Below are 376 nucleotides of genomic sequence, written 5' to 3'. Positions count from 1 at the left end.
CTTATATAGTCATTATATTTATTGTAACCATCAAAGGTTTTATCTAAATTGAGATCTTCCTTTTTGATAATAACTTTTTCTAAGTCTACTTTTACAAATAACAATTCCTTATATTTTTCTGCTAGTTTTGGATCATCTAACCGCAAAAATGTCTCATGAGCAATACTATTAAATGGATCCATTATTCCTAACTTAGATAAAGCAGTAATCTTTTTATTTTTATTTGATATTTTAACAGCATTGCTACATAATATATTATCTTTTTTAACAGCATCAACAGCTTCTTGAGTTAATAATAAATATTTTTGCTTACTAATACCTTTGCCTTCATTAACTTTTTTAGGTATATAAATAACATCAACAAATGGAGTATCAC

1 protein-coding gene is annotated in these 376 nt (G+C 25.0%); it reads right to left on the bottom strand.

The annotated features are described in order from the left end of the window. Window positions 1-376, bottom strand: a 376-nt coding sequence (locus F9817_RS23785) for a hypothetical protein (protein ID WP_161158664.1), incomplete at both ends; no start/stop codon positions are given.

It is taken from the genome of Vibrio eleionomae, assembly GCF_009874545.1.
Lineage (GTDB): Bacteria > Pseudomonadota > Gammaproteobacteria > Enterobacterales > Vibrionaceae > Vibrio > Vibrio nitrifigilis.
Note: the sequence above shows the minus strand (reverse complement) of the source record. Positions and strands in the feature narration are given on the sequence as shown.